Source organism: Bacillus sp. 2B09 (assembly GCF_003946835.1).
Classification (GTDB): Bacteria; Bacillota; Bacilli; order Bacillales; family Bacillaceae; genus Bacillus; species Bacillus altitudinis.
This window is the reverse complement of the sequence record NZ_RPSG01000001.1, coordinates 661299-684901: the sequence shown is the minus strand read 5'-3', so window position 1 is coordinate 684901 and position 23603 is coordinate 661299. Positions and strand designations below refer to the sequence as shown.

The 23603-nt window shown below is 42.1% G+C and carries 32 protein-coding genes and 2 riboswitches; of the genes, 20 read left to right on the top strand and 12 right to left on the bottom strand.

Annotated features, from left to right (window positions below):
- Positions 1–109: 109 nt before the first annotated feature.
- A complete protein-coding gene (locus EBQ12_RS03555; RefSeq protein ID WP_008348461.1) occupies positions 110–874 on the bottom strand; it encodes a lytic transglycosylase domain-containing protein in 765 nt (254 codons plus the stop codon).
- Between the two features lie 25 nt (positions 875–899).
- Complete coding sequence (locus EBQ12_RS03550; RefSeq protein WP_007498999.1) at positions 900–1475, bottom strand: CYTH domain-containing protein; 576 nt, start codon at positions 1473–1475, stop codon at positions 900–902.
- A 217-nt stretch (positions 1476–1692) separates the two neighbouring features.
- On the opposite strand from EBQ12_RS03550, the gene EBQ12_RS03545 reads away from it, so the two are divergent.
- The 4 genes from EBQ12_RS03545 (at position 1693) to EBQ12_RS03530 (ending at position 4498) form a co-directional block, all read left to right on the top strand.
- Positions 1693–2058: a UPF0738 family protein gene (locus EBQ12_RS03545; protein WP_008348459.1), complete on the top strand. Its 366-nt coding sequence runs from the start codon at positions 1693–1695 to the stop codon at positions 2056–2058.
- 33 nt (positions 2059–2091) lie between these two features.
- The gene (yjbM, locus tag EBQ12_RS03540) at positions 2092–2721 is read left to right on the top strand and encodes a GTP diphosphokinase (RefSeq protein WP_008348457.1); all 630 of its coding nucleotides are present in this window, start codon (positions 2092–2094) and stop codon (positions 2719–2721) included.
- 65 nt (positions 2722–2786) lie between these two features.
- The gene (locus tag EBQ12_RS03535) at positions 2787–3587 is read left to right on the top strand and encodes an NAD kinase (protein ID WP_008355343.1); all 801 of its coding nucleotides are present in this window, start codon (positions 2787–2789) and stop codon (positions 3585–3587) included.
- Between the two features lie 17 nt (positions 3588–3604).
- Complete coding sequence (locus EBQ12_RS03530) at positions 3605–4498, top strand: RluA family pseudouridine synthase (RefSeq protein ID WP_074042167.1); 894 nt, start codon at positions 3605–3607, stop codon at positions 4496–4498.
- 40 nt (positions 4499–4538) lie between these two features.
- On the opposite strand, the gene prpE is transcribed toward EBQ12_RS03530, so the two are convergent.
- Positions 4539–5282: a bis(5'-nucleosyl)-tetraphosphatase PrpE gene (gene prpE / locus EBQ12_RS03525; protein WP_017359667.1), complete on the bottom strand. Its 744-nt coding sequence runs from the start codon at positions 5280–5282 to the stop codon at positions 4539–4541.
- Between the two features lie 160 nt (positions 5283–5442).
- Here prpE and EBQ12_RS03520 point away from each other — a divergent pair, with 160 nt between their 5' ends.
- The 10 genes from EBQ12_RS03520 (at position 5443) to EBQ12_RS03475 (ending at position 14351) form a co-directional block, all read left to right on the top strand.
- The gene (locus tag EBQ12_RS03520) at positions 5443–7290 is read left to right on the top strand and encodes a monovalent cation:proton antiporter family protein (RefSeq protein ID WP_046527497.1); all 1848 of its coding nucleotides are present in this window, start codon (positions 5443–5445) and stop codon (positions 7288–7290) included.
- A 53-nt stretch (positions 7291–7343) separates the two neighbouring features.
- Positions 7344–7453, top strand: a riboswitch (TPP riboswitch).
- Between the two features lie 78 nt (positions 7454–7531).
- Positions 7532–8242: a thiaminase II gene (gene tenA, locus EBQ12_RS03515; protein ID WP_017367022.1), complete on the top strand. Its 711-nt coding sequence runs from the start codon at positions 7532–7534 to the stop codon at positions 8240–8242.
- Positions 8217–8834, top strand: a complete 618-nt coding sequence (gene tenI, locus EBQ12_RS03510; RefSeq protein WP_125589045.1) for a thiazole tautomerase TenI — start codon at positions 8217–8219, stop codon at positions 8832–8834. The genes tenA and tenI overlap by 26 nt, the downstream gene beginning before the upstream one ends.
- Positions 8818–9930, top strand: a complete 1113-nt coding sequence (gene thiO, locus EBQ12_RS03505; RefSeq protein WP_125589043.1) for a glycine oxidase ThiO — start codon at positions 8818–8820, stop codon at positions 9928–9930. Before tenI ends, thiO begins: the two co-directional genes overlap by 17 nt.
- Positions 9927–10130, top strand: a complete 204-nt coding sequence (gene thiS, locus EBQ12_RS03500) for a sulfur carrier protein ThiS (RefSeq protein ID WP_024720130.1) — start codon at positions 9927–9929, stop codon at positions 10128–10130. Before thiO ends, thiS begins: the two co-directional genes overlap by 4 nt.
- Before the next feature lie 4 nt (positions 10131–10134).
- Positions 10135–10902, top strand: coding sequence for a thiazole synthase (locus tag EBQ12_RS03495; RefSeq protein WP_007498979.1), 768 nt, complete (start codon positions 10135–10137; stop codon positions 10900–10902).
- Positions 10899–11912, top strand: a complete 1014-nt coding sequence (locus EBQ12_RS03490) for a thiazole biosynthesis adenylyltransferase ThiF (RefSeq protein ID WP_125589041.1) — start codon at positions 10899–10901, stop codon at positions 11910–11912. The genes EBQ12_RS03495 and EBQ12_RS03490 overlap by 4 nt, the downstream gene beginning before the upstream one ends.
- Before the next feature lie 17 nt (positions 11913–11929).
- Complete coding sequence (gene thiD / locus EBQ12_RS03485) at positions 11930–12736, top strand: bifunctional hydroxymethylpyrimidine kinase/phosphomethylpyrimidine kinase (RefSeq protein WP_025207163.1); 807 nt, start codon at positions 11930–11932, stop codon at positions 12734–12736.
- Between the two features lie 149 nt (positions 12737–12885).
- Positions 12886–13662 carry an enoyl-ACP reductase FabI gene (gene fabI, locus EBQ12_RS03480; protein ID WP_003211867.1) on the top strand — a complete coding sequence of 259 codons (777 nt, stop codon included), beginning with the start codon at positions 12886–12888 and terminating at the stop codon, positions 13660–13662.
- A gap of 113 nt (positions 13663–13775) precedes the next feature.
- Positions 13776–14351 (top strand): CotO family spore coat protein, encoded by a 576-nt coding sequence (locus EBQ12_RS03475; RefSeq protein WP_108611372.1) that lies wholly within the window; start codon positions 13776–13778, stop codon positions 14349–14351.
- A 37-nt stretch (positions 14352–14388) separates the two neighbouring features.
- Here EBQ12_RS03475 and EBQ12_RS03470 read toward each other — a convergent pair whose 3' ends face one another.
- The 5 genes from EBQ12_RS03470 to EBQ12_RS03450 form a co-directional block, all read right to left on the bottom strand.
- On the bottom strand, positions 14389–14832 hold the full coding sequence (locus EBQ12_RS03470) for a CotY/CotZ family spore coat protein (protein ID WP_008348434.1): 444 nt from the start codon (positions 14830–14832) through the stop codon (positions 14389–14391).
- Between the two features lie 212 nt (positions 14833–15044).
- Positions 15045–15536, bottom strand: coding sequence for a CotY/CotZ family spore coat protein (locus EBQ12_RS03465; protein WP_008348432.1), 492 nt, complete (start codon positions 15534–15536; stop codon positions 15045–15047).
- A gap of 147 nt (positions 15537–15683) precedes the next feature.
- Positions 15684–16169, bottom strand: coding sequence for a spore coat protein (locus EBQ12_RS03460; protein ID WP_008348431.1), 486 nt, complete (start codon positions 16167–16169; stop codon positions 15684–15686).
- A gap of 88 nt (positions 16170–16257) precedes the next feature.
- Positions 16258–16593, bottom strand: coding sequence for a hypothetical protein (locus EBQ12_RS03455; RefSeq protein ID WP_008355377.1), 336 nt, complete (start codon positions 16591–16593; stop codon positions 16258–16260).
- A 44-nt stretch (positions 16594–16637) separates the two neighbouring features.
- Positions 16638–17024, bottom strand: a complete 387-nt coding sequence (locus EBQ12_RS03450) for a spore coat protein (RefSeq protein WP_007498962.1) — start codon at positions 17022–17024, stop codon at positions 16638–16640.
- A gap of 177 nt (positions 17025–17201) precedes the next feature.
- Here EBQ12_RS03450 and EBQ12_RS03445 point away from each other — a divergent pair, with 177 nt between their 5' ends.
- The 5 genes from EBQ12_RS03445 (at position 17202) to spoVIF (ending at position 18674) form a co-directional block, all read left to right on the top strand.
- On the top strand, positions 17202–17552 hold the full coding sequence (locus EBQ12_RS03445; protein WP_019743061.1) for a DUF1360 domain-containing protein: 351 nt from the start codon (positions 17202–17204) through the stop codon (positions 17550–17552).
- Between the two features lie 71 nt (positions 17553–17623).
- Entirely contained in the window at positions 17624–17752 is a 129-nt protein-coding gene (locus EBQ12_RS19610; protein ID WP_008348422.1) for a hypothetical protein, read from the top strand.
- An 84-nt stretch (positions 17753–17836) separates the two neighbouring features.
- Positions 17837–18058, top strand: a complete 222-nt coding sequence (locus EBQ12_RS03440; RefSeq protein WP_008348420.1) for a hypothetical protein — start codon at positions 17837–17839, stop codon at positions 18056–18058.
- Positions 18059–18142: 84 nt separating this feature from the next.
- Positions 18143–18280: a YjcZ family sporulation protein gene (locus EBQ12_RS03435; protein ID WP_008348419.1), complete on the top strand. Its 138-nt coding sequence runs from the start codon at positions 18143–18145 to the stop codon at positions 18278–18280.
- Between the two features lie 136 nt (positions 18281–18416).
- Positions 18417–18674: a sporulation-specific transcription regulator SpoVIF gene (gene spoVIF / locus EBQ12_RS03430; RefSeq protein WP_008348417.1), complete on the top strand. Its 258-nt coding sequence runs from the start codon at positions 18417–18419 to the stop codon at positions 18672–18674.
- Positions 18675–18690: 16 nt separating this feature from the next.
- On the opposite strand, the gene EBQ12_RS03425 is transcribed toward spoVIF, so the two are convergent.
- Positions 18691–21000: an ATP-dependent helicase gene (locus EBQ12_RS03425; protein WP_125589039.1), complete on the bottom strand. Its 2310-nt coding sequence runs from the start codon at positions 20998–21000 to the stop codon at positions 18691–18693.
- A gap of 126 nt (positions 21001–21126) precedes the next feature.
- On the opposite strand from EBQ12_RS03425, the gene EBQ12_RS03420 reads away from it, so the two are divergent.
- Complete coding sequence (locus EBQ12_RS03420) at positions 21127–21384, top strand: hypothetical protein (RefSeq protein ID WP_008348414.1); 258 nt, start codon at positions 21127–21129, stop codon at positions 21382–21384.
- Positions 21385–21467: 83 nt separating this feature from the next.
- On the opposite strand, the gene EBQ12_RS03415 is transcribed toward EBQ12_RS03420, so the two are convergent.
- The 3 genes from EBQ12_RS03415 to EBQ12_RS03405 are packed head-to-tail and all read right to left on the bottom strand — an operon-like array spanning position 21468 to position 23217.
- Positions 21468–21902 (bottom strand): GNAT family N-acetyltransferase, encoded by a 435-nt coding sequence (locus EBQ12_RS03415; protein WP_125589037.1) that lies wholly within the window; start codon positions 21900–21902, stop codon positions 21468–21470.
- Between the two features lie 6 nt (positions 21903–21908).
- On the bottom strand, positions 21909–22424 hold the full coding sequence (locus EBQ12_RS03410; RefSeq protein WP_017359656.1) for a YjcG family protein: 516 nt from the start codon (positions 22422–22424) through the stop codon (positions 21909–21911).
- Between the two features lie 52 nt (positions 22425–22476).
- A complete protein-coding gene (locus EBQ12_RS03405) occupies positions 22477–23217 on the bottom strand; it encodes an esterase family protein (RefSeq protein WP_019743058.1) in 741 nt (246 codons plus the stop codon).
- A 220-nt stretch (positions 23218–23437) separates the two neighbouring features.
- Positions 23438–23559: riboswitch (SAM riboswitch) on the top strand.
- Positions 23560–23603: the final 44 nt, after the last annotated feature.

Below are 23603 nucleotides of genomic sequence, written 5' to 3'. Positions count from 1 at the left end.
AATAGTGAGGGAGACAGGTTCCGTGTTCAATTGACCATATCATAACACATTCAGTCAAAAAAGGGTGAAAAGCGACATACAAAAAACCGAAGAGGTTATTCTCTTCGGTTTAGGCGAAATATTGAGCTGTGATTTTCTTTACATAATTTTGTGTTTCTTTAAATGGAGGAATGCCTCCGTACTTATCTACATTCCCTGAGCCTGCGTTATAAGCGGCTAAGGCAAGTGAGACATTTCCATTATATTTTTGCAGCATTTGTTTTAAATACTTCGTTCCGCCTTCAATGTTTTGGGCTGCATCAAAGGCATTGTTCACGCCAAGTGATTTAGCAGTAGACGGCATAAGCTGCATCAGTCCAAGTGCACCAGCATGGCTGACAGCATTCGTGCGATAACCGGATTCTTGCTTGATCACTGCGTGGATCAGCTTTTCTGGAACTCCGTGCTTTTGAGCCATTTGTGAGACGATCTGATTAATCTCTTTTGATGAAGAGCCTGAAACAGCTTTTTGAAGCGGCGGTGTGTAGCTGTTATTTAAGACGTTTCCAATACCATTTGCGGTATTCAATTGGCTGTCATTTGCATAAAGAGACTGAGATTGAAGCTGTTCACTGCCTGCTATCGCAGATAAATATGGGTTCATTCGTGCATATTGCGTGTTCGGAGACGTTGATGGGTCCGATCCCATGAAAGCAGAAATGGAAAGCGGGAGACGAGATAATTCTGATCCGCCTAAAAAATCTTGCAACAGCGACTGGAATGAAGTCTCAGCGCTTGATTCTTGTCCAGCTGTGAGTTGTGTTTGTCCATTATCAGATTGTAACGTTTTGAGTGCTTGAAGCTGCATAAAGGATTGAAGTTGATTGACGTTCATCATGTTCCTCCTTCAAGGAATTCATCTATTCTTTTGTTTTCATTTTTTCTTCATAAAAGCGTACGACTTTGTTTTTCGTGTGTCTTGGTGGGATCTGAAATTGCTGAAGCAATGCTGTAAAAGCGGCTTGTCCAATGTCTAAATCGCTCACTTCAAATTCAAGTTCATAGTCCTCTACTGTTAAATATCGGCTGTGATCCAAAACAATTAAGCCTTCTTTGATCATTTTTTCTGCTCTTGACGTTTCCAGTGAACCAAAATACACGATTTGATCCTTTTGGATGTGAAGGTGTACTAATCTGTCTGCCACTTCACCTTCTGGCAGGTGGAAATGTTCAAGACTTGCGGGAGGATCGATCGTTTGGTGAGTTTCCAAAAGGCCGATCTCATGCGGTTCCTTTAATGTGAGGACCCACTGCCCGCCTTTTTCTCTCATTCGTAATGCAGCGAATTTGGATTTTATATCAAATTGAGGTGTATCAAAATAATAGTTGGTTTGAGTGTGGAAGTCCTCGTCCTTTAATTGAAAATATTCTTTTAGCTGTTCAAATTCTTCTTTCATTAATAATTGTTTTAGTTCTATCTCAATTTCCTGTGCCATTTTGACATCAACCTTTCATTTAGAGGAAATATGATTATTGTACATGAAAAGTTTCATTTTTTCTTATTTATTCCTTAAAAAGAGACGTATATAGATGCTAAATGAGGCAAAATGAACAACGAAATGGAGAAATCAAATTTTCTCAAAAAGTTCGGTTTATCAATATTGAACTTGATATGATAAAATAAAGCTGTACTTTGTTGTAAAGGAGATCATGATGCAAAACAGAATTGAAATCACAGAAGCAACTTTAAAAGAAGACAGGCTGATCTTGACGGTCCAGTCAGATGAGCAAATTCAAAAAGCAAAAGCATCAGGACAAATGCTTGTTGATTCTGATCACTTTGCGTTCGTTTACATACTTGAGACTGAGGAGTCTTTTACGTATCTTATTTTAGGAGAACATACATGGGCTCCATTAAAAGAAGCAATGAATCGTGAAATCCCTGTCTATTTGGCGGCGGAAGAGCAAACGCTAGAACTCATTCAACTTCATCAGGAATTAAATTATTTAATCGACAATATTAAAGACAATGCCAATTACGGAGATATGGAAGAGAAAGTGAAGAGCACATTCCTCTGAAATAATTAGGTATTTGGAATTGGGGGAAGTTTCATGGACAAAAAACAATGGGATCAATTCCTCGCACCATATAAGCAAGCAGTCGAAGAATTAAAAGTGAAACTAAAAGGCATTCGAAAACTGTATGAATTTGAGGATGACCATTCACCAGTAGAATTTGTCACTGGCCGAGTGAAACCCGTTGCCAGCATATTGGAAAAGGCAAAGCGTAAAAACATCCCGATGCATGAGATTGAAACGATGCAGGATATTGCAGGGCTTCGCATTATGTGCCAATTTGTAGAAGATATACAAGTCGTCAAGAAAATGCTCCAGTCACGAAAAGATTTCGTGGTTGTAGATAAACGCGACTATATTGCAGAACATAAAGAAAGCGGATACCGCTCGTACCACCTTGTTGTGTTATATCCGCTGCAAACGATCAATGGAGAGAAGCAGCTCCTCGTCGAAATCCAAATCCGTACATTAGCCATGAACTTTTGGGCGACCATCGAGCATTCTCTGAATTATAAATATAGCGGGAATATCCCGGAGAAGGTCAAGCAGCGCCTTCAAAGAGCTTCTGAGGCAGCATCTCTTCTTGATGATGAGATGTCTGAAATCAGAGGGGAAATTCAAGAAGCGCAAGTGGCATTTTCCCGGAAAAAGAAAAACGATAGCTGAGCCTAAGCTTGATCAAATATGATGCTGCTTTCTCGTCGCAGCAAGGTGGAAAAGGAGAAGAATTCATGAAATTTGCAGTTTCTTCGAAAGGGAATTCTGTATCTGACACACTTAAAAATAAAATACAGACCTACTTATTGGATTTTGGAATGGAATTAAATGAAGAGGAACCCGATCTCGTCATTACAGTTGGCGGAGACGGAACCCTTTTATACGCTTTTCACCGGTATAGTAACCGTCTAAACGAAACCGCTTTTGTCGGCGTACATACAGGCCATCTTGGTTTTTATGCGGACTGGGTCCCGAGTGAAATTGAAAAGCTTGTGTTAGCCATTGCCAAAACGCCTTATCATATTGTGGAATATCCGATTCTTGAAGTCATCGTCAGGTACAACGATGGCGGCCGGGAAGAAAAATATTTAGCAATGAATGAATGTACAATTAAAAGTATGGAAGGTACACTTGTGGCAGATGTTGAGATTAGGGGTCAGCTTTTTGAAACATTCAGAGGAGATGGTCTTTGTTTGTCTACACCATCTGGTAGTACAGCCTATAATAAGGCACTTGGCGGGGCTATTATTCACCCATCCATTAGGGCGATCCAGCTGGCAGAAATGGCTTCAATCAACAACAGAGTGTTTAGAACGGTCGGTTCGCCGCTCATTTTGCCGGACCACCATACGTGTGTGATCAAACCGATTAATGACGTGGATTTTCAGGTGACGATAGATCATTTGTCGCTGCTGCATAAAGATGTGAAATCCATTCAATGCCGAGTGGCAGACGAGAATGTCCGGTTTGCCCGATTTAGACCATTTCCGTTTTGGAAAAGGGTGCAAGATTCCTTTATCGGCAAAGGAGAATAAGAAAGAGGTTGTTCTCGCTGGAATACTTTAAGATAAACAAAACCATATCAGCCAAAGAAGAAGGCAGGCTGCTGAAGGAATACTTAATCGATCTTGGCATTTCAAAACGAATGCTGACAGATATTAAATTTGACGGCGGTGACCTTCTGATTAATGGAGAGCATGTGACCGTGAGATATGAGCTGCGCGAGGGAGACAGGCTCACCATTTTATTTCCCGAGGAAAAAGTGAGTGAAGGGCTAAAACCTGCGGCCATTCCGCTTGATATTTTATTTGAGGACGAGCACGTGCTTGTGCTGAATAAAAAGCCATATATCCCATCGATTCCTTCTCGAGAGCACCCTGAGCATAGTATTGCAAATGGGTTGCTTCACCATTATGCTAAGCAGTCCGTTCGACTGACTGTCCACTTGGTGAACCGTCTTGATCGTGATACTTCTGGTGTCATGTTAGTCGCTAAACATCGCTTTGCACACAGCCTTTTATCAAAGGCGCAGAAAAAAGGGGAAGTCAAGCGAACGTATAGAGCCATGACACATGGCATGATCACGCAAAAGGAAGGAACAATTAGAGCAAAAATTGCTCGAAAAGGGGACAGCATTATTGAACGAATGGTGGATGAATCTGGTCAGGAAGCCGTAACACATTATACGGTGCTGGCGGTACATACTCATTTAGATATGTCTGATGTGTCCCTCACCCTTGAAACGGGAAGAACACATCAAATTCGTGTTCACATGCAATTCCTTGGTCATCCGCTTGTTGGAGATACGCTATATGGTGGAACAAGCGAGAGAATAGGCAGGCAGGCACTTCATAGTGAAACCCTTGTTTTTCCGCATCCGATAACTGGGGAGTCCATGACCTTTTCGGCTCCTTTGCCGGATGATATGACATTATTGCTTCAGTAAACAAGTAAACCCGGTCACCTGTCAAGGTGGACCGGGTTTTTTATTGCGTGAAATGCTGAAATCTTGAATCATCATATGGCATAGATGAAGGAACAGATACTGTCTCAAGCTCTGGATATCTAAGGGCAGAGAGCTTGTGGCCAAAGACGCAGCCTGTATCAATGTTAACCGTTCTACCGATAAATCTTGGTTCTTTTACGGGTGTATGCCCGTACACAATCCATGGTTTTCCGTGATATTCCTTTGCCCAGTCCTTCCTGACAGGTCGACCGTCTGGCCATGTTTCTCCGGTGACTGCTCCAAATAATAGATAAGACCTCATCTGTTTGTTCGGTTTTTTGCCAATATCCTTTTCCTTCATTGCTGCGTGTGCAATGATCAGTTCATTCGGAATCAGTACATCATAAAGCGGTGCCTTTTCAAATAAATGTTTAAATTCACGTGATAAAATGGTTTGTTCATCATGCGGCAGGTTTTTGATTTCGTTCACCGTTGTTTCAATACCGTGCAGTAATTTTACGGGATTTCCTTTCAAATAGCGATACAGCTTAAAACAATGGTTGCCAGGCACATAGCGGATGGCACCCTTAGAATAGGCGTGTATGACAAATTGCATCACGGCAACTGATCGAGGGCCGCGGTCTGTTAAATCACCAACAAGGGCCAGTGTTCTCTTATCAGGGTGGACAGGTAGTCCGTGTTTGAGTTCGTATCCTAGTTTGTGTATGAGGGTAAGCAGCTCTTCGTAGCAGCCGTGGATATCGCCGATGATATCGAATTTCATAAAGGTTCCTCCTGATTTTTTCATCCATTTATCGGATATAAAGAAGTTTGAATTTTAGAAAATATAACGAATGGCTTTCATTTCATTTGGGCAATTGTTAGAATCAATGCTTTAACGTAAAACTTAAAAATTAAACATGAATGTTAGGAGGCTTTAGCCAATGGAGCATACATCTGTTTCATCACTCGTTGTCGTTATTATTGTAGCCTTTTTCACCCCCATTTTATTGCACCGATTTAAGCTGACCATCCCGGTCGTTGTCGCTGAAATCATCATGGGGCTCATCATTGGAAAAAGCGGTCTTCAACTAGTTGTTGAACACGACGCATGGCTAGATACGTTATCCATGCTAGGTTTTATTTTTCTTATGTTTTTAAGTGGACTTGAAATAGATTTTTCTTCTTTTGAATCAAAGAAGAAAGCGCGAGAACTGCCAAATGGTTTAAAAGAACCGAATACATTTAAAACAGCGACCATTATTTTTGTTGGCGTATTTTGTATGTCCTTTATCCTGTCTTATGCGTTTGTTCTTGCAGGGTTTATTCAAAATGCCTTTTTAATGACGCTTATTATTTCCACCATCTCATTGGGTGTGGTAGTTCCTACCTTAAAAGAGGAAAAGTTGATGCAAACGAATATTGGTCAAATCATTTTGCTTGTAGCCGTTATTGCTGATTTGGTGACAATGATTTTACTTGCTGTGTTTTCCTCCATTTATGGCGATGGAACAGGGAACATGTGGTTGCTCTTATTATTATTTGCGGCAGGTATTCTTCTTTATTTATTTGGCCGGGTATTTAAGACAAAGTCCATTTTTCAGTCCATGTCAAAAGGAACGGTGCAAATTGGGACAAGAGCCATCTTTACTCTCATTATAGTCTTAGTTGCCTTATCTGAATCACTCGGTGCTGAAAATATTCTGGGGGCTTTTTTAGCAGGTGTGCTTGTGTCTCTTCTTTCGCCTAATAAAGAACTCGTACAACAGCTGGACTCATTTGGCTATGGATTTTTAATTCCGATCTTTTTTGTGATGGTCGGTGTGGACCTGAATATATGGTCACTCTTTAAAGATCCAACCATCATGATCATGATTCCGCTGCTGTTTATTGCATTATTGCTTAGTAAACTCGTTCCGATTCTTTATTTAAAAAAATGGTATGACATGAAAAAAGTCATCGGTTCGGGTTTTTTATTAACCTCGACGTTATCCCTTGTCATTGCTGCTGCAACGATTGGTGAGCGGCTTGGCGTCATTGATCATAAAATGTCAGGAGCCCTTATTCTAGTCGCTGTGCTCACGAGTATTTTAACGCCTGTTTGGTTTAAGGCGTTATTTAAACAAGAACGTGAAACCAATCATAAAAAGCGTGTGACGTTTATTGGAGCGAATCAGCTGACGTTACCTGTGACGCTTGATTTGCATCAGGATGAATATGACATCCGTATTTTACACGTCTTTCAGGAAAATAAAGAAGCCTTGCTTGCTGACTCCATCTTTGAAGTTGAAGCGATTGAACAATATGACGATGATACGCTAAGGCAGGCTGGCATTGGGCAAGAGGATGTGCTCGTTGTGGCTACAGGCAGTGAAACGAAAAATAAGGAAATTGCTTTATTTGCAAAAGAAGAAGGGTCTAAACAAGTCATTGCAAGTGTTAACAAAGCGGAAGCCGAGCTGACATTAAAGGAAGCAGGGATCGATACCTTTTCTAACTTCTTATCATCTAAAACGGTGCTGAGGGCATTGATTGAAGCACCTGATGCGATTCGCTTGTTAACAAATGAGGATTCTTCTTTGTATCAAATTCAAATGAACAATCATCGGTATCATAATGTCATGCTGAGGGAATTTCCCTTTACCGGCGATTTGGTGTTTGTCCGTATTTTTAGAGGAATTGACAGCTTAGTACCGCACGGGGATACGACGCTTAGAAGCGGTGACCGCGTGCTTGTGTCTGGCTCCCGGGAGTATGTGGCAGGACTTAGAGCCCAATTAGAGTTGCAATGAACCCTTGACCGATGAACAAATCCTGATTAAGATAGAGGTACAACAATATATGTTTGATCCACTAGGGGAGTCCTTTAAAAGGGCTGAGATAAAAGTGTAGACTTTTAGACCCTCATTACCTGAACAGGTTCATACCTGCGTAGGGAAGTGGTGCGGTGTTTGACTATGCTTTTTACAAATTCCAAACCACTTTCCACGCGGAAAGTGGTTTTTTTATATGGAAAAACAGGAGGAGAGGAACATGACATTTTCGAACGAATGTAAAGAAGCAGCAGCTAGATGGTGGAATGGGAGCTTTACACACCCTTTTGTGAAAGGGATTGGTGATGGCACACTTTCACTCGATCGTTTCACTTATTATGTGATGCAGGATTCGTACTATTTAACTCATTTTGCAAAAGTACAATCGTATGGAGCCGCTATTAGTGAGGACTTACATACGACAGGCAGAATGGCATATCATGCGCAGGGTACGTATGAAGCGGAGCTATCACTGCATAGAAAGTTCACAGAACTGCTCCAGATCTCTGATGAAGCGCTGGCAAACTTTAAACCTTCTCCAACTGCGTATGCATATACCTCGCATATGTACCGATCTGTGAAAAGCGGTCGTTTTGAAGAAATTTTAGCCGCATTATTGCCGTGCTACTGGCTTTATTATGAGGTAGGAGAAAAACTGAAACAAACAACACCTGACCATCCGATTTATCAAGAATGGATTTTGACATATGGCGGGGATTGGTTTAAAGAGCTTGTTTTTGAACAGGTGAACCGTTTTGATGAACTTGCAGAAAAAGCGCCAGAACATGTGCGGGCTAATATGAAAGAAAATTTCGTGATTTCGAGCTATTACGAATACCATTTCTGGGAGATGGCGTATGAAAAAGAAATGTGGCAGACAGCATGCTTAGATGGGGTTGGTGCAAATGGAACTCCATGCAGTGACAAATGATACGCTTCCTGTCAGGGAGCTCATCAAGCAAGTAAAAGACATTGCGTCTGAAGTAGACTTTATTCATATTCGTGAACGATCGAAGGCAGCAGGTGAGCTGGTTCACCTCGTGAAACAACTCCTAGCAGAAGGTGTTCCGAAAGAAAAGCTGATTATCAATGACAGAGTTGACGTTGCACTACTGACCAATATTCACCGGGTTCATCTTCCAGGACACAGCTTTTCGCCAAAGGAATTAAGACAAAAATTTCCTCACCTCCATGCGGGGGTATCGGTTCATTCGATAGAAGAAGCCAGAGCAGCAGAGAAGAACGGGGCAGAGTATGTCATGTTTGGACATGTGTATGATACCGCATGCAAACCTGGACTTCAGGCGAGAGGCATAAAGATTGTGGAAGACATGACTTCTGCGCTGTCCATTCCAGTCGTTGTCATTGGTGGAATCACACCAGAACGACTGCCAGAATTGATGCATGTTGATTTAAAGGGAATAGCCGTCATGTCGGGAATTTTTGCTCATCCTCAGCCGCGCAAAATGGCGCAAACATTTTCTAAAAAGCGAAAGGAGAATCCTTATGAACAAGCATTATGATGTGGCAATCATTGGTGGTGGAATCATAGGGATGTCGATCGCTTATCACCTTGCAAAAGTAGGAAAGCAGATTGTCTTATTTGAGGCAAATGAGATCGGGAAGCAAACGACAAGTGCGGCTGCTGGCATGCTGGGTGCACATGCTGAAGGAGAAGGTGATGAGGATATTTTCTTTCAAGTAGGCAGACAAAGTCAGGCTTTATATGAAAAATTAACGGTCGACCTTCAGCATGAATCGGGCATTGATATTCGGACATCAGTGGGCGGAATTATGAAGGTGGCTTTTACAGAACAAGAAAAGCGTGCGCTTTGCCGGATGCAGCATTTGCCCACATTTGAATGGCTTGAAGCAAGCAGCGTAAAAGAACGTTTGCCTCAAATTGCAGATGACATCGTAGGAGCAGGCTTGATAGCAGATGATGTACATGTCGAGCCATATGCGGTATGCAGGGCTTTTTGGCAGGCGGCTGTTCGGCACGGAGCGGATGTGAAGGAGTTTACCCCTGTTATCGATGTGAAGAGGGGAAAAGAAACATTGACAGTCAGTACAGCTAAAGGCATCTTCACATGTGATCATCTGACTGTAGCAAGTGGTGTATGGTCAGGCCGTTTTTTAGAAGAACTGGGTTTATCACATTCTCTCTATCCCGTAAAAGGAGAATGCGTGTCTGTTTGGAATAACGGTCCAGCGCTTGCACACACCATCTATCATGATCATTGTTATATCGTTCAAAGGGATAGCGGTAAGCTAGTGATTGGTGCAACGATGAAGCCGAATGACTGGCAGGCCATTCCGACACTTGGCGGTATTGAAGCAGTTATTCACAAAGCATCTCAGCTCATGCCTTCTATTCGAGAGATGCCGATTGATCAATGCTGGGCAGGTCTTCGGCCAGCGACAAGCGACCGGCACCCCTATATCGGAAAACATCCAGAAGACGAGCGTATTCTTTTTGCAACGGGACATTACCGAAATGGCATTTTACTTGCGCCAATTACGGGGGAAATCATTCGCGGCTTAATAGCGGGCGAGTCTGTTCACAAGGAATGGCTTCATGCGTTTCGTATTGGGCGAAAGGAGGCATTGTTCGTATGAAAATTCAATTGAATGGAAGAATGGTTGATTTCGATAAGGAAAATGGCACGGTTTTTGATCTGCTATCAGCCTATCAACTTGAAAACCGAGTGGTGATCGTTGAAAAGAACCAAGAAATTATAGATAAAGAAGCCTTTCAACAGGTAAAAATTCAACCAAATGACACGATTGAAATCGTTCACTTTGTAGGAGGAGGATGACACCATGCTGCGCATTGGCGGAAAAACATTTACATCAAGACTATTACTAGGGACAGGAAAGTATCCATCATTTGAAGTTCAAAAAGAGGCGGTCAACGTATCAGAAGCTGAAATTTTGACCTTTGCTGTGCGAAGAATGAACATATTTGAACCATCACAGCCCAATTTTTTAGAGCAGCTCGATTTATCAGCCTATACATTGCTGCCAAATACTGCAGGGGCAAGTACAGCGGAAGAAGCGGTGCGGATTGCCCGTTTAGCGAAAGCTTCTGGACTGTGTGACATGATCAAAGTAGAAGTCATTGGCTGCTCAAGGTCTCTTCTGCCAGATCCAGTCGAAACGTTAAAAGCATCTGAAATGCTATTAGAAGAAGGTTTTATCGTGCTGCCATATACGTCAGATGATGTGGTGCTGGCAAGGAAATTAGAAGAACTTGGTGTCCATGCCATTATGCCAGGTGCTTCTCCAATCGGTTCAGGTCAAGGGCTTTTAAACCCTCTGAATCTATCGTTTATTATCGAACAGGCAAAGGTGCCAGTTATTATTGATGCGGGTGTAGGTTCGCCGAAGGATGCTGCTTATGCGATGGAATTGGGCGCTGATGCTGTATTACTGAATACGGCCGTGTCTGGCGCAAAGGACCCTGTGAAAATGGCTAAAGCGATGAAGCTGGCGATTGAATCTGGAAGACTCGGTTTCGAGGCAGGCCGTATTCCACTCAAAAACTATGGAACAGCCAGCAGTCCGCAGGAAGGAATGCCAGCATTTTGAGCACACGTTATTCACGTCAAGAGCTGTTTAGGCCGATTGGAACAGAAGGACAAAAACGGCTACACGCCTCAAAGGCCGTCATTATTGGGGCTGGGGCACTTGGAACAGCGAGTGCTGAAATGCTCGTCCGTGCCGGCGTAGGATCTGTCACCATTTTGGATAGAGATTATATTGAATGGAGCAACCTGCAGCGTCAGCAGCTATACACAGAGCAAGATGTTCTTGATCGGCTGCCAAAGGCTGTGGCTGCTGAGAAAAGACTCAAGCAGGTGAACAGTGACGTTCATGTGAGAGGCATCGTCATTGACGTGACCGCTCAAAATATTGATGAGTACGTCAGCGGGGCATCCATCATCGTGGATGCAGCGGATAATTTTGAGGTGAGAATGATTGCGAACGATGCAGCCGTCAAACATCAAATTCCGTTCCTTTACGGGGCCTGTGTAGCAAGCTATGGTATTCAATTCACAGTGATTCCTGGTGAAACACCATGTTTACATTGCCTGCTTGAGCATTTACCTGCACAAGGCATGACATGTGATACAGCAGGAATTATTAGTCCAGTTGTGCAACAGGTTGCGGCCTATCAAGTGGCGGATGCACTGAAGCTTTTAACAGGACACCACATCACGCCGGTATTAAGATCGTTTGATTTATGGACAAACGAGCGATCTGATATTCGATCCGTTACGTCTTTAAAAAAGAAAAAATGTCCAAGCTGCGGTCTTAAGACATATCCATTTCTCTCATATGATCAAAGAGCAAAAGCAGATGTATTATGTGGACGAAATACTGTACAAATTCGCAGTGCACTAGGGGCACCCCCAGCGCTGCATGAAGTAGCCCGTCAGCTAAAGAAAGCAGGAATGGATGTGCTGGAAAATCCTTATTTGCTTTCGTGTCAGAAGGATGAGTACAAGCTTGTTTTATTCAAAGATGGCAGAGCGCTTGTCCATGGGACAAATGATATTGCGAAAGCGAGAACGATTTATCATCAATGGATTGGCTAATGAGAGGGTGAGATGACATGACGATTAAAAAAGCATTAACCATTGCAGGTACTGATTCTGGCGGTGGAGCAGGTATTCAAGCAGACTTGAAAACCTTTCAGGAGCTTGGTGTGTACGGAATGTCCGCCATTACGGCCATTACAGCGCAAAACACACTTGGCGTTCACGGTATTTATCCTCTGTCTATCGAGGCACTCGAAAGTCAAATTGATGCAGTAGCAGAAGACTTGTTGCCAGATGCCGCTAAAACAGGGATGCTGTGGAGTGCTGAAATGATCAGTGTCGTTGCTGAAAAAACGAAGCAATATGACTTGAAACTAATTGTCGATCCAGTCATGATTGCCAAAGGGGGCGCCTCTTTATTAAATGAAGATGCGGTCTCTGCTATGAAAACACAGTTACTGCCTGTCAGTTATGCAGTCACACCGAATCTCCCTGAGGCAGAAGTGCTGACAGGCATGCGCATTCAGACAAAAGAAGATCGCCATAGAGCAGCAGAACGACTTTATGAGCTTGGCACGTGCTATGTTGTGATCAAAGGAGGTCATAGTCCTTCAGGCGGCCTCATTACAGACCTTTTGTACGATGGAAAAAGCTTTTTTGAACTCAGTAATGAACATATTGATACACCACATACACACGGAACAGGCTGTACATTTGCAGCGGCATTAACGGCAGAAATAGCAAAAGGTCGTTCCATGAAGGAAGCCTTTGAAACGGCAGAAACCTTTGTCCATGAGGCGATCAAATTTCCTCTGAATATTGGCGCTGGGCACGGACCGACTAACCACTTTGCTTATCAGCAAAACAGAGTCAAAGCATAAAAAGAAGACTGTCTTCACTTGTGAGGGCGGTCTTTTTTCTGAAATGAAAACTTTCTTTCAACGGAAATTGTCAATATCTCATGATTTGTGATAAGATTATGATCAGGTACTAATACTATGTCTTGAAAAAATAGGAGGCTTTAATACATATGAACTTTTCTTTAGAAGGCCGTAATATTGTGGTGATGGGTGTTGCCAATAAACGAAGCATCGCTTGGGGAATTGCTCGTTCACTTCACGAAGCAGGAGCTCGTTTGATTTTTACTTATGTTGGAGATCGTCTGGCAGAATCAGTGAAAGAGCTAGCAAGCACGCTAGAGCGTGATGATTCCATTATTCTTCCTTGTGATGTGACAAGTGATGAAGAAATCGAAAAATGTTTTGCAACGATTAAAGAAAAAGTACAAGTCATCCATGGTGTTGCACATGCGATTGCATTTGCGAACAAAGAAGAGCTTGTCGGTGAATATTTGAACACGAACCGTGAAGGTTTCCTTTTAGCGCACAACATTAGTGCCTATTCACTAACAGCTGTAGCAAAAGCAGCACGTCCGCTCATGACAGAAGGCGGAAGCATTGTCACACTTACTTACCTAGGCGGAGAGCGAGTTGTCTCTAACTACAATGTCATGGGTGTAGCAAAAGCAGCCCTTGAAGCAAGTGTGAAATACTTAGCAGCTGATCTTGGAGCGGAAGGCATCCGTGTGAACAGCATTTCTGCTGGACCAATTCGTACGTTATCTGCAAAAGGAATCAGCGGCTTTAATACGATCCTGAAGGATATTGAAGAGCGTGCACCGCTTCGCCGTACAACGACTCCTGAAGAAGTCGGCGATACAGCACTATTCTTATTCAGTGATTTATCCCGCGGCATGACAGGTGAGAATCTTCATGTTGATTCTGGCTTCCATATCATTGCCCGCTAAACGAATAAATGATTTGCAGCATACCAATCACTGGTATGCTGTTTTTTATTTTTCTTCTGATTTGGGGTGTCCTCTCATATATATAAGGAATGAATCATTCGGGAGGGATCAGTATGTCAAATAAAGGTGATGAGAATCAAAAGCCGCTTATGTATATTGTTCAGCCGAGCTATGATGAATCAGCGCCGGCCATGCAAAATATTGTGAGAAAGCGAAAGAAGTCAGAAAAACCTTCAGAAACCAAAAAAAGCGCCAAAGAGGATGCAATCGAAGAGAGCGTGCAAGAACCTGTATCACAGGAAGTAAAGCAGAAAAAAGAAGAGCCGCCTGCGCTACAGCAAGAGCGGGAGATCAATCAAGAAAAAGAGCGTTCACAAAATCGAGAGCCAGTACAAGAACAAGAAAAACAGCCAGAAGGCGTATTTCATGAAACAAAAGAAGAACCAAGAAGAAAACGAGTGAAGAAGCCGTTAAGCCAAATGAATATCGAGGAGAAAGTCGATTTTCTTACAAGTCTGCCGCATAATATGCCGAGAGCGCTTTGCCTCATTGAAGCCGATGGAAAAACATATAGAGGGATCATCATGGAGAGAAAAGACAATATGGTGGTCATCCGCACGGCAGGCGGCGGTAATCCAGTGGAATTAGCGATTGATGATATTTCTTCTATTCATCCACTTGGTTTTTAATGAACATAAAAAAAGTCCCATAACGGGACTTTTTTTGTTAGCAGCTACGGTTGATGAGTCTTGGATTTAAGCACTCGATTGCGCAGAAGCAGTCAAGGTCTACTTCAATGCAATATTTTGATTTTTCTAAACGGAACACATCACATACGGAATCTTTATCTGTAAAATCTAAAATATGACGATCTTTGTCAAATGCAATAAGCAAGCTGAGTGTTGCGCAGTGATCAGAGATGTGTTCGACTCTGAAAAATGCAGTGCTGAAGCAAGGGCCAGCATCTACTTCTCCGACGTTTCCGAATGCGACGAATGGTTTTGATTTTGAGGTAAATAGAACAAATGGGACAGTGTCACCTAATGAATGTGATGGAGAAAGGAGATTGCTGTAACAGCTGGTCGGGCAATCCTCTTCGACGGCATTTTGTAAGTCGTTTATGTTTTCAACAGCCTCTGCTACACAGTTCCATGAATGTTTGCGGCTCATATTCAACCCTCCTATACAAGGAAATTTGTTTGAGTGTTTGAGCACTGTCATCATCATCTATAAGCTTTATTACGTGTCTCGCCGGTTGATGCATCTAATGTCAATCAATGCGGAAGCGGCCGCCTTTTGCTGACTGCTCCGCATGATTGGTTGTCATTCGTGAGGAAGGGGATGCTTTGACTTATGACAAGATAGATGAGCGGGCGATTGGTTTAGCCGTGGTGATGATGCTTTTTATCTTTTGTTGGCATGACTCTGTCGACAAGTTCTGGATTTAAACATTGGATCGCGCAGAAACAGTTCAAATCAACTTCGATACAAAAGTCCGCTTTTTCTAAACCAAAGAAGTCAGGATCGCAAGGGTGACAAACGCTTAGCGTATGTCCGTGTACATCAACAGGTCTTAATACAGATAATGTGGCACAGCAGTCATGCAATTTTTCAACCCGGAAGAAAATGGATTCGAAGCATTGGCAATCGTCAACAAATCCTCCAATGTTTCCGAAAGTAGAGAACAATCCGCCCTTTTTATCAAAAAGTAAAAACGGAATCGTATCTTTTCCAGAAACTGTCGGGCTTAATAAATTACTGTAGCAGCTCGTAGGACATTTATCTTCTACAGCTTCCTGCTCTGCTAAAATCTTATCAACCGCATCGCATACACAGTTTTCATCATGTCGGCCATGGTGTTTTCCGCAGCTCATGGATTTCAGCTCCTTTAACAAGGTATTTGACTTTAGTCCTTAACAACATATGTATGCGCCCTCTAGTTGGTGTGGGTAAATGACTATTTATCTTTGTTGTATTTTTAGAAAAAGGAAAAGCAGAGCTTTTCGCTCTGCTTTTGTACATTAGAGGATACCAATTGCAACGATCGTCGCAACAAGTGTCTGTGTAAGCGTTTGGATGGCAATAGAGATGTCCGCATCGATTGTAGAGACTGTAACGTTTCTAGAATTTTCAATAACAAGTTTCTGGCGATTTGTTTGTTTGTGGCTAGCTGCTTGTAAGAGATCTTGCGTGACGCGGTCAGCTAGGTCACCATCAGCGATTGAGATGTTTGTAATGGTGATGATCGCTGTTTGAACAGCTGCTTGGATAGATGCTGCAACCTGTGCATCTACAGAAGAGACGTTAATGTCACAAGAATCTCTAACGATAATGACTTCCTCAGATGTCTGCTTTGTGACACTCACTTGATCAAAGTCTTGTAAAACATCTTCATCATCATAATAGTGGCCGTCACAAACTGCTTTTCTTTCGTAGTTATGATGGTAATCGCCGTGGTGTGTACAGTTGCGATCTAGAGCGACCCAAGAGTATGGTTTAGAATCCATTTCTTTTCCTCCTTCCGTTTACTTTATTAAATGCTGGAATGATTGGTTTTGTCTCGGGCATTTATCCTAGCAGGCAACCCATTTTTATTTAATCGTTATTTTGCTGCGCTTGACGGCGCTGCTGGATACGATCTCGAAGTGAATTTCGTTTAGGGCGCACTTGTGGTTCAGGCTCGACCTCTTCTGCATGTTTTGCTGCCTCTGCCTGACGCTTTTTCTCCTGCTGCTGCTGTACGAAATCATCTGCTTTCTTTTGTAAATCCTGAACCAGCTTCAAAATCATCCTTCTTTGATCTTCTGAAAGGTTTGCTTTCTGATCATCTGTGACATTATTTTTGTTTAAAATATCACTCACAAGAAGGCTTGTTAATGGATCAACATCAGTGTTGATTTGAAACTCCTTTTTTTCGTTCTCTTCAGCCACGATTATTTCACCTCTTTCATACATGATGTTAGAAAAAGAAAGGGTCAAAGAATGCCGGCTTCAACTAAAAGTACATTCAGTGTTTGAGTGAGAATTTGGACGGAGTTCATAATGGATGCATCAGATAATGTAATCGTGACGTTATAACAATTGATGATTTGAATCACTGTTTTCTTTTGAACTGTCACTTGTTGTGCAGCTAAAAGCTGTTCTGTGATGTCTGCAGCCAATTCATCATCTGGTACAAGAATTTGAATTAAAAGAGTAATGATTGTCGTTACGGTCGCTTGAAGGGAGAGTGCGGCTGTTACATCTGTTTTATGAATCGTGACATTTTCGGAATCCTTGATCTCGATGAAATCATCATAATTGCTGATTAATTCGTTTAACAGTTGTGTGTATAATAAATCAGCACTTTCTTCAATAGACAATACTTTCACTCCTTTCTTATCTATACATTATTTAATGCAGCAGAGGCTCAAGGTGGAATCGGAAAGCATGAAAAAGTACAACCCAATTTTATTTACACCCGATTCATCATGGCGGTCTTTCTTTTTGCATATATAAAGAAAGGACGGAAAAAGAAGAATGAAGGAGGTGGAGGTTCCATGAGCGGCGCTTTGTCATTTGCTATATTTGCCCTCGCATCCTTTAGGCTGACGAGATTGATCGTGTTTGATACGATTACAGCCCCCTTTCGCCGTCTATTTCATGAAGAGCAAGAAGAGGTAAACGAACAAGGTGAAGTCGAGACCTATATCGTCATTAAGGGGAAGGGACTGCGATCTTGGATAGGAGAGCTGTTAAGCTGTTATTGGTGTACGGGTATGTGGTGCACTGCTGCTTTACTTGCGATATACATATTTTTTCCTGTCATCAGCATGTGGCTTAATTTACTATTAGCGATTGCCGCCGCAGCAGGCTTGATTGAAGCAGTCGTGTCAAAGCTTGTGAAATAAACAGGCATTCTGATCAGACACGCTTAAAGAAAATGCATATACTAACATGGAATAGGAAAGGAAGGGTTGCGATGAAACCAACTGAAACACCGTCACATATGCTTCAAGGGTATCCAGCGCAGTCAAATCAACAATCTGTATATACGAAGAAAATCAAGAAGACGGGCTGCGGCTGCGGGAAGAAAAAGAAACCTCAATAGAGAAAAACAAAAGCCGGATTTATCCGGTTTTTTTGTTGCCCTTTTTTTGGGTGATGCATATGTAAGAGAGAAGGGGTGACCAGAATGGATGCATTCGAACAATTAATCGGTTCCTTGTTCACTAAACCCCATGATGGGAAAGAGCAAGCGCACGAAAAAGCTGAAATGGATCTAGCGAACAAAGCGAAGGATCTTGAAGAGCACTTAAAAGCATTTGGCGAGAAAATGGATACTTTTGCGAAAGAAACAGAAGCATTCATGATCCGCCATGGAGAGGCAGATTACGTCTTTAAACAGCAGAAATAAAAATTCCGCACTTTTTTATGTGATCGTCCAAACCATTTCATGTATTTTTCATATTTTGTAAGGGAGAAGAGGAGGTGCTTAAATATGAGTTGTTACGGTTACGGTGGCGGTTATTGCGGAGGTTATGGCGGCGGCTACGGCGGCGGTTATGGTTCAACTTTTGTTCTTGTCGTCGTGCTTTTCATTCTTCTAATCATCGTTGGTGCTTCTTTCTTTAACTAAACAGTAAGAAGGTGAGGGAAGCAATAGGGAAGCCTTTTGCTTTCCTTTCTCTTTGCTAACAAGGCAGCAGGATAGGCACATATCTCGCCTATTTTCATATAGTAAGGTGATTACTCCACAAAGAGGAGGCAAAGGAATGGATAATAAGTTCTTTAAAAGTGTGGAAAATAAAACAGGTGTAAATATGAATGATGTCTTTAAGCTTGCAGGTTCTTTGCAAAACGCGAACTTTAAAGATGAGAATACCGTTCGAGGTGTCATTAAAAAAGTGGCGCAGCTTGCAAACAAACGTGTACCTAAAGAAATGGAAGACAAAATCGTTCAATCGATTACAAGTGGAAAAGAAAAGCTTGATTTTAATACAATCGCTAAAATGATGAACAACAAAAAATAAACAACAGGCTCTCCATTTAAAGGGGGGCCTGTTGTTTTTGTGTGAATAATTCACGATTTTTCTTTAAAAGGGGGTACAAAAAGCGGGAGCGGTGAGCCATTTTTCCTCTTCTATATGATGGAACGGATAGATAAAGGGATTGTTCTGCTCTCGTCATGGCAACATATAATAAGCGCCGCTCCTCTTCAATGGCTTCTTCATCACCGTTTCTCAGCTCATCAAGTGCAAAGTCATGAGGGAGCGCCCCATCAACCACGCTCGTGATGTACACTGTTTGGAATTCTAGTCCCTTCGCACGGTGGATCGTCATGAGCTGAACGCCTGGTTTATCTGATTTTTCCTTTTCAGCAGATTTCATATGTTCGGCATGAGCGAGGAAGGCTTCAATTGTTTCAAAACGTTTCGCCGCTGTTTTCACATCTCGTACATCATCTGTTCCTTTTTCAAGCACATTCGTATCATTCACACGTTTTTTTAAATAATCACCAAGTCCCATCCTTTGTTCAATAAACGCTACAGCTTCAGATGGCTTTAACGATTTTAACGTTCGAAACAGGGGAACGATCGATTGCAGTTTTTTGCGCTGAAACGGCTGAATGTCTGTTAGCTTTCCAAGTGCCTCTACCATAGAACAATCTTCCGTAATGGTCAGCGCCTTCATGGTATTCAGTGTTTGCTGCTTTAAAAAGAAAACGGGCAGCAGCAGTTTCATTGCGGCGACATCATCTGCATCCTGACTGAGCGAAAGAAAAGCGAGCAGAACCCGAACAATTCTTCTGCTATAAAAGGCTTTTACGCCAGCATCGGTTTGATACGGAATCGCCGATTGATGAAGACGTTCATAAATCGCGCGGCCTCCCGTATTCGTTCTAAACAGCACGCAAAAGTCATTCGGTTTCGCACCGTTTTTAATTTTCTCCTGAATATCTGCTACGATCATGGTCGCTTCCTCTTCCTCGTCATATGGATAAAAAAGAGTCGGCGGAATTTTCTCCACGCGAACGGCTTTTAACGTTTTCTCGTAACGATGCTGGTTCTTCTTAATAATGGCGTCTGCACTTGCGACAATCGTATGATGAGAGCGGTAATTTGCATGTAAATGGACGATCTCGGCCGAAGGATAATCCTGTTTGAAGTCAAGAATAAAAGCAGGATTGCTTCCTCTAAATGCATAGATGGCTTGATCATCATCGCCTACACAAAATAGCTGCTCGGATTCTCCAGCTAAAAGCTGGATTAATTGATATTGTACGGGATTAATATCTTGAAATTCATCTACTAAAATATACTTGAATCGTTCTTGATATTGTTTGAGCAATTCAGGCTGCTTAGTCAGCATGTGTAAGCAGGCAATGGCCATGTCATCAAAGTCAAATTGTTGATTTTCACGCTTTTGCTGTTCGTATGACTGATAGATTGTCCACATTTGCTTTTCTTTTTCATCTTTCAGCTCAGGAAGTTCGTCTGGTAAAAAAGCATTTTTCCAATAGCCGATTGATTGCAGCACTTGATCGGTTGGATAGTCTTTTTCATCAAGTCCTTCATGCATGATCGCTTTTCGAATATACTGCTCTTTTTGCCAGTCGAATTTAATCAAATGCTGTCCGTTCCATTTGCCCCGATCATCGTGAAGCAACATTTTATAAAATAGACTGTGGAATGTGCCTGTCACAACTTGGCTCGCCTGTGAAGGATGAAGCTGATACTGCATACGTAGTCTTTCTTTCATTTCACTGCTTGCTTTTGTGGTGAAGGTCACGAGCAGGATATGGTGAGCAGGGATTTGATGGTATGACATCAGATAAGCTGCTCTAGCCGTCAGTACCCTTGTTTTCCCGCTGCCGGCGCCAGCTAGTACAAGCATCGGACCGTCTTTGTGTGTGACTGCTTGAAGCTGCGGTGCGCTAAAGGTGATGTGTGGAAAGAGGTCAATGGTATGCACTTCTTCATTCTTTTCTAAATGAAAGGTTTCGCCAAATTGAATGGACCGTGGTTCCTGCCAGTCATCCGATTCTTCTGTTTGTGAGATGATCTGTTTGCCGGTTGGAAAGCGAAAGCCGCCAAGTTCTTTGTAGGATGCCTCTTCCTCTCGTTCAGCCGGTTTCTTTTCCTCTTGTTGTTCTCTTTTTTCGCAAATCTCTTGCTGAGATATTTGCTTATGGATAAAGGCAGGTTCTTCATGTATATTTAATCTGAAAAAGACGGGTTGTCCGCAATATGGGCAAGATAAATGCCCTTTTTTGCCCTCATCATGGAGGAATTGATAGTGTTCTCTCGAATATGTATGTAATGAGATCGTTCGATCATGTCGTCGTGCGCATTTCAAAGCTAGTCCTCCAATAGTCAATCAATGTTAAAAAGAAACACATCTAATCATATCAAATGAGGCGTGTTTCAAACAGTCATAATTAGGGAATAGTAGAGTAGAAGAGAAGCAAAGGAGGCGTTCTTGATGGGATATATAGCCCCGATTCAGCCGGATCTGTATTTTCAATATATCAATCGTCCTGCTCCTCAGGATAAAGAAGACTATGCGAAAGTGACGAAGGTCACCCGCACCTTTCATGACAAGGTATACAGAGAGCTGGAGAAAAAAGAGGACTTAGTGACAGAAGCGGAAACGAAAGTACAGCAAAAAAAGCGGGAACGCTTTGTACGAGATATGTTTATGGAAGAAGGTAAGGGCGTTCATATCAATACTTACGTCTAAATGACTGCGCTTTCTTCCTGAGCGAACGAGATGGAATCAATAAAAAGCCAGAGCATCCATGATGCCCTGGCTTTTTATTGTCGTTAAACGGATAGTGTTTTTGTCATTTTGACATGTGTAATTCCTGCTTCTTCAAACGGTTCTGAAACGGCTTTGTAGCCTTTCTTTTCGTAAAAAGGAAGAGCTTGGACTTGTGCATGCATGACAGCTTCTTTCGCCCCGTTTGCCATCGCTTCAGACTCAAGTGCTTCTAAAAGCTGGTGGCCAAGACCGAAAGAGCGCGCCTCTTTTAATACACAAATTCGTTCAAGCTTTGCCTTATGACCTTCAATTATGCGCAGTCTAGCAGCAGCTTGTGGTTTGTTGTCATCATTATAAATGATAAAGTGAATGGCTTCGTCCTCAAGTTCATCAATTTCGATCTCTAACGGGACTTCTTGTTCTTTTACGAAAACTTCTTTTCGAACATAATAAGCATCTTCTCGTTGTGTTTGTTCTTTTACGATGACTGTATTCAAATGTCTTTAACCCTCTTCTCCTAAGATAAATGTTTCATAAACGGTCCAAGAACCGTTCTCTAATTGATATAAAAGGTGGAAGCGGTCAACCGTTTCCTCGTGGTCAATTTTTCTCAGCTTCAATGTGCCTAGAACGTCTGAATGCTCATCGTCTGATAACTTTTGAGCCACTGTCACATGCGGGACAAATGCATATTCAGGTGTACCAGCAAGCGGATCAGTGTACAACTTCTCATTGAGAGCCATTAATTCTTCGTTCGGTTCTACTTTCATATAAATCACGTTGTTTACAGGAGCGAATGAACTGAATTTTTTAATACGTAACGTAATAGGAGAAGCATTTTTTGCGTACTCTCGCAAGGTGGAGACGACCTCAGCTGCTTCTAGATCCGTTAATTCAAAAGGTGTTCTTAATGTTAAATGAGGTGGTATGAGTGCATAGTTCGGATCATAACGTTTCCGATAAGAGTTCGCAATGTCTTGCAATTTTTTTGATGGAAATAAAACAACTCCGTATTTCATCATGTTCCCTCCTGATTAAGAAAGTATTTATTATTTTTTATTATAACAAAATTCAGTTGATTAACGAATATGGGAGCATTCTTTTTAACGAAGGTGAAATGAGCGGCTGCCAAAACGTCCATTTATGATCGCCTTCGAATGTCTCAAATAAATAATCCGCACCGGACTTCTCCAAAAGGACCTTTAATTCTTCGTTCGGCTGAATAAAGTCTAGTACTTGCCCATCTGTCGTTTTCACAGCGGTTTCTTCTAACCCGATTTGATGGATAATGGCATAATGAGCAAGGGATGATGACTGTTTGACTGCTTGCAGAACCGACTCATCCACGTAAGGAGACTGCAAAATCAGTCCGCCAAATAACGAAGGATAATCAATGGCTGTCATAAGTGAGATCGTAGCACCTAATGAATCACCAATAAATGTACGACCTGATCCAACTTGATACGTTGGATAGTGTTCATCAATATACGGAACTAGTTCATTTGCCAAAAAGCGTTTATACGCCTCGAACTTTGGTCCGTCTGGATGATACGTATTTCGCCTTTCAGTCACATTTTCATATGGGACACCAATGATAATCGAACGTTCCATTTCTTTGTTTTGCATTAATTCTTCCGCCTGTCTGCCTATTTTACCTAGACGGAAATAATCATGACCATCTTGTGCAATGATGACATGATATGTATAAAGGGGGGAGTAATTGACTGGCAAATAAATCAAAATGGTCATATCTGCCCCAAGTTCTTTTGACTGTAAGGTTTCTTCTTGAATGATGCCTGTTTTCTTCACCATAATCCATTCCTCCAGCTAACCAAATTCATCATAAGTGAAACGTTTCCATTCATTGTAACACGAAAAACAGCGTTGTTCCTATATGCTAACATGCAATCAAATTGGCTGGCATCCAATCTGCTGCAAAATACAGAAAATTTTAATTAATCGTTACATTTCCCCTTGAAAAATGAGGTTTAATGCGTTACAGTATTAAGAATTAGAACAGACAGACAACACATTCTTATCGTGAGAGGTGGAGGGACTGGCCCTTTGAAACCTCAGCAACCGGTATGCATCACTTCATGTGATGTACCAAGGTGCTAAATCCAGCAAGCAGCTTTTTTGCTTGGAAGATAAGAGGAAGCGATTAAACCCCTTCTTCTTATGAAGAAGGGGTTTTTCTG

Coding starts and splice junctions, on each gene's coding strand:
- prpE (WP_017359667.1), bottom strand. CDS start 5,282: ATGAAATTCGATATCATCGGCGATATCCACGGCTGCTACGAAGAGCTG.
- tenI (WP_125589045.1), top strand. CDS start 8,217: ATGGAACTCCATGCAGTGACAAATGATACGCTTCCTGTCAGGGAGCTC.
- thiS (WP_024720130.1), top strand. CDS start 9,927: ATGAAAATTCAATTGAATGGAAGAATGGTTGATTTCGATAAGGAAAAT.
- thiD (WP_025207163.1), top strand. CDS start 11,930: ATGACGATTAAAAAAGCATTAACCATTGCAGGTACTGATTCTGGCGGT.
- tenA (WP_017367022.1), top strand. CDS start 7,532: ATGACATTTTCGAACGAATGTAAAGAAGCAGCAGCTAGATGGTGGAAT.
- EBQ12_RS03410 (WP_017359656.1), bottom strand. CDS start 22,424: ATGAAATACGGAGTTGTTTTATTTCCATCAAAAAAATTGCAAGACATT.
- EBQ12_RS03445 (WP_019743061.1), top strand. CDS start 17,202: ATGAGCGGCGCTTTGTCATTTGCTATATTTGCCCTCGCATCCTTTAGG.
- EBQ12_RS03440 (WP_008348420.1), top strand. CDS start 17,837: ATGGATGCATTCGAACAATTAATCGGTTCCTTGTTCACTAAACCCCAT.
- EBQ12_RS03420 (WP_008348414.1), top strand. CDS start 21,127: ATGGGATATATAGCCCCGATTCAGCCGGATCTGTATTTTCAATATATC.
- thiO (WP_125589043.1), top strand. CDS start 8,818: ATGAACAAGCATTATGATGTGGCAATCATTGGTGGTGGAATCATAGGG.
- EBQ12_RS03555 (WP_008348461.1), bottom strand. CDS start 874: ATGAACGTCAATCAACTTCAATCCTTTATGCAGCTTCAAGCACTCAAA.
- EBQ12_RS03545 (WP_008348459.1), top strand. CDS start 1,693: ATGCAAAACAGAATTGAAATCACAGAAGCAACTTTAAAAGAAGACAGG.
- EBQ12_RS03495 (WP_007498979.1), top strand. CDS start 10,135: ATGCTGCGCATTGGCGGAAAAACATTTACATCAAGACTATTACTAGGG.
- EBQ12_RS03435 (WP_008348419.1), top strand. CDS start 18,143: ATGAGTTGTTACGGTTACGGTGGCGGTTATTGCGGAGGTTATGGCGGC.
- EBQ12_RS03465 (WP_008348432.1), bottom strand. CDS start 15,536: ATGAGCTGCGGAAAACACCATGGCCGACATGATGAAAACTGTGTATGC.
- EBQ12_RS03520 (WP_046527497.1), top strand. CDS start 5,443: ATGGAGCATACATCTGTTTCATCACTCGTTGTCGTTATTATTGTAGCC.
- EBQ12_RS03475 (WP_108611372.1), top strand. CDS start 13,776: ATGTCAAATAAAGGTGATGAGAATCAAAAGCCGCTTATGTATATTGTT.
- EBQ12_RS03405 (WP_019743058.1), bottom strand. CDS start 23,217: ATGGTGAAGAAAACAGGCATCATTCAAGAAGAAACCTTACAGTCAAAA.
- fabI (WP_003211867.1), top strand. CDS start 12,886: ATGAACTTTTCTTTAGAAGGCCGTAATATTGTGGTGATGGGTGTTGCC.
- EBQ12_RS03460 (WP_008348431.1), bottom strand. CDS start 16,169: ATGGATTCTAAACCATACTCTTGGGTCGCTCTAGATCGCAACTGTACA.
- EBQ12_RS03535 (WP_008355343.1), top strand. CDS start 2,787: ATGAAATTTGCAGTTTCTTCGAAAGGGAATTCTGTATCTGACACACTT.
- yjbM (WP_008348457.1), top strand. CDS start 2,092: ATGGACAAAAAACAATGGGATCAATTCCTCGCACCATATAAGCAAGCA.
- EBQ12_RS03470 (WP_008348434.1), bottom strand. CDS start 14,832: ATGAGCCGCAAACATTCATGGAACTGTGTAGCAGAGGCTGTTGAAAAC.
- EBQ12_RS19610 (WP_008348422.1), top strand. CDS start 17,624: ATGAAACCAACTGAAACACCGTCACATATGCTTCAAGGGTATCCAGCG.
- EBQ12_RS03550 (WP_007498999.1), bottom strand. CDS start 1,475: ATGGCACAGGAAATTGAGATAGAACTAAAACAATTATTAATGAAAGAA.
- spoVIF (WP_008348417.1), top strand. CDS start 18,417: ATGGATAATAAGTTCTTTAAAAGTGTGGAAAATAAAACAGGTGTAAAT.